At 56.5% G+C, this 6265-nt stretch carries 8 protein-coding genes and 1 pseudogene; all 9 read left to right on the forward strand.

Going from position 1 to position 6265, the window contains the following annotated elements:
• Positions 1-86 precede the first annotated feature (86 nt).
• The 9 genes and pseudogenes from FHX15_RS26870 to FHX15_RS26910 all read left to right on the forward strand — a co-directional run bounded on the left by FHX15_RS26870 (position 87) and on the right by FHX15_RS26910 (position 6137).
• Positions 87-1172, forward strand: a complete 1086-nt coding sequence (locus FHX15_RS26870) for a class II aldolase/adducin family protein (RefSeq protein WP_184401381.1) — start codon at positions 87-89, stop codon at positions 1170-1172.
• Positions 1169-2449 carry an FGGY-family carbohydrate kinase gene (locus FHX15_RS26875; protein WP_184401382.1) on the forward strand — a complete coding sequence of 427 codons (1281 nt, stop codon included), beginning with the start codon at positions 1169-1171 and terminating at the stop codon, positions 2447-2449. The genes FHX15_RS26870 and FHX15_RS26875 overlap by 4 nt, the downstream gene beginning before the upstream one ends.
• Positions 2442-3281: a TIGR01459 family HAD-type hydrolase gene (locus tag FHX15_RS26880; RefSeq protein WP_312861922.1), complete on the forward strand. Its 840-nt coding sequence runs from the start codon at positions 2442-2444 to the stop codon at positions 3279-3281. The genes FHX15_RS26875 and FHX15_RS26880 overlap by 8 nt, the downstream gene beginning before the upstream one ends.
• Before the next feature lie 47 nt (positions 3282-3328).
• Positions 3329-3895 (forward strand): annotated as a pseudogene (locus FHX15_RS26885) (IS110 family transposase); the annotation flags it as partial.
• A 304-nt stretch (positions 3896-4199) separates the two neighbouring features.
• A complete protein-coding gene (locus FHX15_RS26890) occupies positions 4200-4388 on the forward strand; it encodes a type II toxin-antitoxin system HicA family toxin (protein WP_053249526.1) in 189 nt (62 codons plus the stop codon).
• Between the two features lie 5 nt (positions 4389-4393).
• Positions 4394-4834: a type II toxin-antitoxin system HicB family antitoxin gene (locus FHX15_RS26895; protein WP_184401383.1), complete on the forward strand. Its 441-nt coding sequence runs from the start codon at positions 4394-4396 to the stop codon at positions 4832-4834.
• 355 nt (positions 4835-5189) lie between these two features.
• Positions 5190-5456, forward strand: coding sequence for a type II toxin-antitoxin system ParD family antitoxin (locus FHX15_RS26900; protein ID WP_184401384.1), 267 nt, complete (start codon positions 5190-5192; stop codon positions 5454-5456).
• Positions 5453-5749 carry a type II toxin-antitoxin system RelE/ParE family toxin gene (locus tag FHX15_RS26905; protein ID WP_184401385.1) on the forward strand — a complete coding sequence of 99 codons (297 nt, stop codon included), beginning with the start codon at positions 5453-5455 and terminating at the stop codon, positions 5747-5749. Before FHX15_RS26900 ends, FHX15_RS26905 begins: the two co-directional genes overlap by 4 nt.
• Positions 5750-5870: 121 nt before the next feature.
• Complete coding sequence (locus FHX15_RS26910; RefSeq protein ID WP_184401386.1) at positions 5871-6137, forward strand: hypothetical protein; 267 nt, start codon at positions 5871-5873, stop codon at positions 6135-6137.
• The last annotated feature ends 128 nt before the right edge of the window (positions 6138-6265 follow it).

Raw genomic sequence — 6265 nt, forward strand, 5'->3', positions numbered from 1 at the left:
TCACATTTATAGGATCGCGCAAAAGTTCGCTCACGCGCTCGCCCCGGACAAGGAGGTGACTGTCAGGGCAACAGGAGGGAGACGACATGACCAAACCGGACCTCAGGGACACCGAGCTATTCAGAGACTTCCTCCGGCTCTCCAGTCAGATCGGCAGCGATATCCTCAAGACACAGGGCGCAGGCGGTAATACGTCCATCAAGAGCGACGGCGTCATGTGGGTAAAGGCATCGGGCACGTGGCTTTCCAGGGCGGGTGCTGAAGACATCATGGTCCCGGTTGTGGTTGATCCGCTGATCGCGGCCCTCCGCGAAGGCGATCCGAGGGCCGAGAAATCCACCGATTTCGTCGTTTCCGAACTGAATTCCAGTGGACTTCGGCCATCGATCGAGACCAGCTTTCACGCGGCGCTCAAAAGTCAGGTCGTCGCGCACTATCATTGCGTCAATGCGATCGCTCTGGCTGTCCTTGAGAACCGCGAGGCAGAGTTGTCTGCGCGCATGAGCGCTGTTTCCGACCTCACCTGGGCGACAATACCGTACAGGCGTCCGGGGACACCGCTCGCTAGGGAAATCGAGAAAGCGGCCGCATCGATGCCGGATGTCCTGATCCTGTTCAATCACGGGATCATTGTGTGCGGCGACACGGTGGAAGAGGTGGCCGATCGGATAGAACGCGTTACCAAGGCGCTTTCCTGCGAGACCTGCGTTAGTGACGGTTCCCCTGACATCGATGCGCTGGAACGGGTCGCGAAGAATTCCGGCTATCACCCTGCTCGGGACCGCGAAAGCCATATCGTCGCGCTTTCGGATACCAGCCGGAGGATCGCGCTCGGCGGATCACTCTATCCGGACCATGTCATTTTCCTTGGAACCGAGATCGGTATGCTCCCAGAGGGACTAAGTGCGGCCGACCTGGAAGCCGCTTCGCACCGGGAAGCTCGCGAAGCGCCGAAAATGCTGATCGTCCCAAATAAGGGAGTACTCTTGTCGAGCACGCTCACTGCGGGTGGCGAGGTTATGGCCCGTTGCCTTGCAGAGGTGGTGAGCCGTATCCCGAAAGAGGCGTCGCTGGTTTATCTCTCGAACGACGATGAATACGAGTTGACGCACTGGGAAGCGGAACAATATCGACAGGCGCTAGACCGAGGCTCGGAAAGGCGGCCGGCGTGAACGTGAAGATCAGCCAAGCTGTCGCACTCGGAATCGATATCGGCACCTCCGGCGCTCGTGCCTCGGCTATCGACCGTGCGGGCAACTCGGTCGGCTTCGCCTCCGCACCGTTCGCGTCGCCGGAGGAGATGCGTCAGCCTGTATGCTGGTGGAACAGAGTAGCGGAGGCAGTCGAACGTCTCGCCAAAACGACAGAGCTCGGCTCAATCGAAGGCGTCGCCGTCGATGGGACCTCCGGGACAGTTCTCTCGCTTGATCGTGCCGGCGAGCCGACGGGCCAGGTCCTCATGTACAACGACCCCTGCCCCGATGCTGCAATCGTCGACAGCATAGCAAAGGAGGCTTCCGCGGGCAGCACGGCGGTTGGGGCAAACTCGGGTCTTGCCCGGGCTATCTATTTGTCGCGCATCGACGGCGCTCACTCAGTCGTCCATCAAGCCGACTGGATCCTGATGAAATTGGGTTGTCCAGGGCGCGTCAGCGACGAAAACAACGCGCTCAAGACGGGTTTCGATCTGGAAGCGGAGCGCTGGCCGGATTGGATCGAAGCGGCCGGGATGGACGTATCCAAGCTACCCCTCGTCAATCGTGCGGGCATGAAAATCGCACCGGTCGAAGGATTCCTGCGAAAGGTGGGCCTGGCCAATTCGGCCTGGTACCATGCAGGCACGACTGACGGGTGCGCTTCGTTTCTGGCTACCGGGGCGTCGGCCAATGGCGACGCTGTGACCGCGTTGGGATCGACGATCGTTCTCAAACTGGCGTCGGACGCTCCGATCACCGCGCCCGAGTACGGCGTTTATTCGCACCGCGTGGGTCGGTTCTGGCTCGTTGGCGGCGCTTCAAACAGCGGTGGAAATGTCATGCGTGCCTTGATCGGTGATGACCGGCTGGACGAATTGACAGAGAAGATCGACCCAAGCCGCAAACTGGGTCTCGATTTCTATCCTCTCCTTCGTCCGGGCGAACGTTTCCCGATCAATGACCCGCAATATCCGCCCCGGCTTACGCCTCGCCCGGACGACGACAGCGAATTCCTTCAAGCCATCCTCGAGGGCATGACGGAGATCGAACGATTGGGGTACCAGCGATTACGCGAGCTCGGTGCACCAACCCTCACGAGCCTTCGGACGGTAGGAGGCGGGGCGCGCAATCACGTTTGGACATCAATGAGAGCACGGGCAATGGGGATCAACACGGTGGCTGCGAAATCAGTCGAGGCGGCTGTCGGTACGGCGGCGTTGGTTCTCTCTCGATTGGATAACACCAGTGCCTAAAGTAACGCCTGTCACCCTCCCCCAGTTAATTCAGAAATACGACGTCTTCTTCATCGATCAGTTCGGTGTCCTGAGGGACGACGCCGGCCCCTATGAGGGCTCTATCGCGGCCCTGGCCGAACTCGCGTCGGCAGGCCGACAAGTCGTCATATTGTCGAACTCCGGCAGAAGTGGCGAATACAATTCCGAGCGCCTTGTTAAGCTTGGTTTCGCCCCTGGAAGCTTCGACTTCTTTGTCACATCGGGAGACGTGGCGTTCGACATCCTGTCACGGCCTGGAAACTCGATTAGGCAAAAGGCCCGGTGCTTCACGATTTCCAGCGGCGGAGACAGCAATCTCGCGGATCGGCTTGGCTTGGTTTCCGTCAAAGAGGCGTCGGAAGCCGAAATCGTAATCATTTCCGGCAGTGAAGCCGAACACATATCTATGGATGACTACCTTGAAATGCTGCGTCCCGCGGCCGAAAAAGTCGTCCCCTGTTACTGTACCAATCCCGACACCCATAAATTGAGCAACGGCTCCAATTTGCCGGGCGCAGGCACCATCGCCAAGCTCTACGAGGGGATGGGCGGTCACGTCACCTGGTTTGGAAAACCTTATCCCGAAATCTACGAACACGCATTGAAGCTCGTTGGCGTCACCGACCGTCGCCGCGTGGCCTGCATTGGCGATAGCATCGATCACGATATTCTTGGCGCGAAGTCGGCTGGATTGGATTCCGTGCTGGTGCGTACCGGGATTCTTGCTGCCGTCAGCGATGAGCAGATCGAAAAACTCTGCGAAAATGCGCGTGCCTACCCCACGAATGTCCTCCAACATTTTGCATTCTAGTCCGGACGTTGGCGCTGGATTTGCGGTTTTGGAAGGATTGGTCACATATTCCGATGCTGCTCGAAAGGATAAAAGCTGAGAAAACTGTGCCAGAGCTCGCGCAGGAATTGTTCATCAGCCAGGCCGAGGAATACGCTGAACTGGAGAAAAAGATTGCGGATGTGGAGGTCAAGGTAAAGGCATGGCAGCGTAACGACGAACGCAGCATACGCCTCAAAACCATTCCCGGGATTGGACCAATCGGTTCGGCTCTTTTGATAATGAAAACACCCGCTCCAGAGCTCTTCAAATCTGGTCGTCAGTTCGCAGCTTGGATAGGGCTGACGCCGAAGGATCACTCGACCGGCGGCAAGGTGCGGCTCGGTGGCATCACGCGAGCCGGCGATGAAGCTCTGCGGGCTATCCTGGTGAATGGAGCAACCGCTGTCATTCATCACGCGCGGCGATCCGGCAAAGCCTCTCGTTGGTTGGTGGAACTGCTCAAGCGCAAGCCGCCTAAACTGGCAGCTGTCGCACTCGCCAACTAGATGGCGCGCATAGCTTGGAAACTCATGGTCTCCGGAGAAACGTACAGCTCACAATCAGGATCGGCTTTGAACGGGTGCGCCACATGAAGACCTGGAAGCAAAAACCGCGTGTACCCTGATCTTCATCACGTGGTGGTCGAGACACAAGATACCCCGGTGATCCCTTCGGCCCGTCAAGGCCGTCTTGATGTTTGGGACCTGTGTCGCGGAAGCCATCTTGGCCAGCGTTCATGTGCGAACGCAACAACAGGCCGGACATATGGACGCAAGCGATCAGATCAAATTATCTCGAAATATCTTGCGGGTCGGGGGCCGTCCACATATGGGATCGAACCGAAGTCCAGCAACTCCAAGCCTTGCGTTCATACACATTCGTGTGTATGGTAAAACCATGAAGAGCGGCGATATCATTGTGGCCTTGCAAAAGGATGGCTGGTACGAGGTCGCCACCAAGGGCAGCCATGTTCAGTTTAAGCATCCCGAAAAACCCGGGCGCGTCACTGTTCCACACCCGAAAAGAGATATCCCAATCGGAACGCTGAAAAGTATCGAGAAACAAGCCGGACTCAAACTGAGGTAACGAACATGCGCAATTATATCGGATTGATCCATAAGGATGCCGACAGTGATTACGGTGTATCCTTTCCCGATTTTCCTGGCCTGATCACTGCTGGAATTGACCTCGATGATGCGCGAGCTATGGCCGAAGAAGCCCTAGCTCTACACATCGAAGGTCTAACCGAAGACGGCGAAGCAATTCCCGAACCCTCCACACTGGAGGCGGTGATGGCAGACGCGGAGAACCAAGATGGCGTTGCAATTCTAGTTGGCGTCAAGACGGAAGCCAAAAGAGCGGTTCGCGTAAATATCACTTTGCCAGAAGACGTACTAAAGGCAATCGATGCGTTCGCCGAAGCTCAAGGGTTGACCCGATCAGGCTTCTTGGTTCGAGCTGCCAAGCATGAGATCGACCACGCAAACGACGACTACAGCGATAACTACGCCGGGACGCAGCTAGAGGCCTAAGTGGAGTAAAGTTTCGCGCACCCGTTTCTAACGATGCTGATTGTCTTGCTAGGGCGGAGAACGAAAACCAAAGCATTCGAATCTGGCCTCACGGCCGAGTGCAGACCCTCTGCCTTGAACGGGGTGGAACCGCCGTACACGTAGATACTGATTTTGGTGAGTTCGTCAGATTGGCAGCAGACTATTTCTACAATGACAGAGAGTAGCGGGGCACAGGCGATCGTCGAAGATGTCTTCAGGAAGGTTGCTGAGGCAGGACTGGCCGGCCCTGAACAGCAGGAATGGGTATAATGGTTCTTGATAATAGTTGATAAAGAACCTATCCTGTCTATATCACCATCAGACGGAGGACCGCATGATCAGCGCCGAACTGGGAAAACAGCTCGAAAGTTATATCCAACAACTCGTCGACACCGGTCGTTATGGCTCGAAAAGCGAAGTCCTGCGTGAAGGTGTGCGACTGATCCAGGACCGTGAGACCAGGCTCGCCGCGCTGGACGCTTCCATCATGCGCGGCGTTGCCGATGCGGACGCTGGTCGAACGAAGCCGGCGAGCGATGTCTTCGACCGTCTCGATGCCAAATACCGTGCGATGGCTGACAAGGCCGAAAAATCGGCATGATCCTTGAGTTCTCAAGCGAGGCGGAAAACGACCTTGAGCAGATCGCCGATTATATCGCCGAGGACAATCCGCTGCGCGCCCTTTCATTTATCCGGGAGCTGCGGAGCAAATGTGTGGATCTTGTCGATAGTCCGAACAGCTTCGCCCTCATCCCTCGCTACGAGCAACATGGTATTCGTCGTCGTGTTCATGGCAACTACCTGATCTTCTACCGCGTCGAAACCGCGAAGGTAGTCATCATCCATATCTTGCATGGCGCCACCGACTATGGCGCCATCCTGTTCGGCGAATGATTTGAATGTGCAATCAGCGGGCGCGCGGGCGACCTGATCAAGTATCACCATCCTTGGTTAGATAACCATCAGTATCTCATATCGTCAGGCTCTCTTCATTCTATGTTGATCTGAGTTCCTTATGGCAGATCAGAAGTGGACGTCGGCTATCCCGATGCTGGCGGCCAAGGCATATCAGATATCGAAAAAGGGCAATCCCGAACATGTCGTCGATCTTTCTTCCAGTGAAGGAACGAGTGAGACAAGGTTAGCGGCTTCTCCGACGAATTTGCTTGCTGGACATGATGGTTGGATTTTCGAGGTTCTATTCAGCCAGTTTGTTGCCCCCTGTAACCAGGCAACTGAACTGATGGGGTGGATGCCCCCTTCGGCCGGCGTCAGCGTATGATGCCCGCTCAGCGTCGTTGTGGCGCTCACGAAAGAGAGGCAGATGACAGCAATACATATCCTTGCGATCGACCTTGCAAAGCGGAGCTTCCAAGTCTGTGCAACGGATCGCGGCGGGGCGGTTCTATT

Origin of the sequence: Rhizobium sp. BK650, from assembly GCF_014195325.1 — a bacterium.
Lineage (GTDB): Bacteria > Pseudomonadota > Alphaproteobacteria > Rhizobiales > Rhizobiaceae > Rhizobium.

Excerpts from the sequence above, each read along its gene's own strand:
- FHX15_RS26870 (WP_184401381.1), top strand. The coding sequence starts at position 87 with ATGACCAAACCGGACCTCAGGGACACCGAGCTATTCAGAGACTTCCTC.
- FHX15_RS26890 (WP_053249526.1), top strand. The coding sequence starts at position 4,200 with ATGAAGAGCGGCGATATCATTGTGGCCTTGCAAAAGGATGGCTGGTAC.
- FHX15_RS26895 (WP_184401383.1), top strand. The coding sequence starts at position 4,394 with ATGCGCAATTATATCGGATTGATCCATAAGGATGCCGACAGTGATTAC.
- FHX15_RS26900 (WP_184401384.1), top strand. The coding sequence starts at position 5,190 with ATGATCAGCGCCGAACTGGGAAAACAGCTCGAAAGTTATATCCAACAA.
- FHX15_RS26905 (WP_184401385.1), top strand. The coding sequence starts at position 5,453 with ATGATCCTTGAGTTCTCAAGCGAGGCGGAAAACGACCTTGAGCAGATC.
- FHX15_RS26910 (WP_184401386.1), top strand. The coding sequence starts at position 5,871 with ATGGCAGATCAGAAGTGGACGTCGGCTATCCCGATGCTGGCGGCCAAG.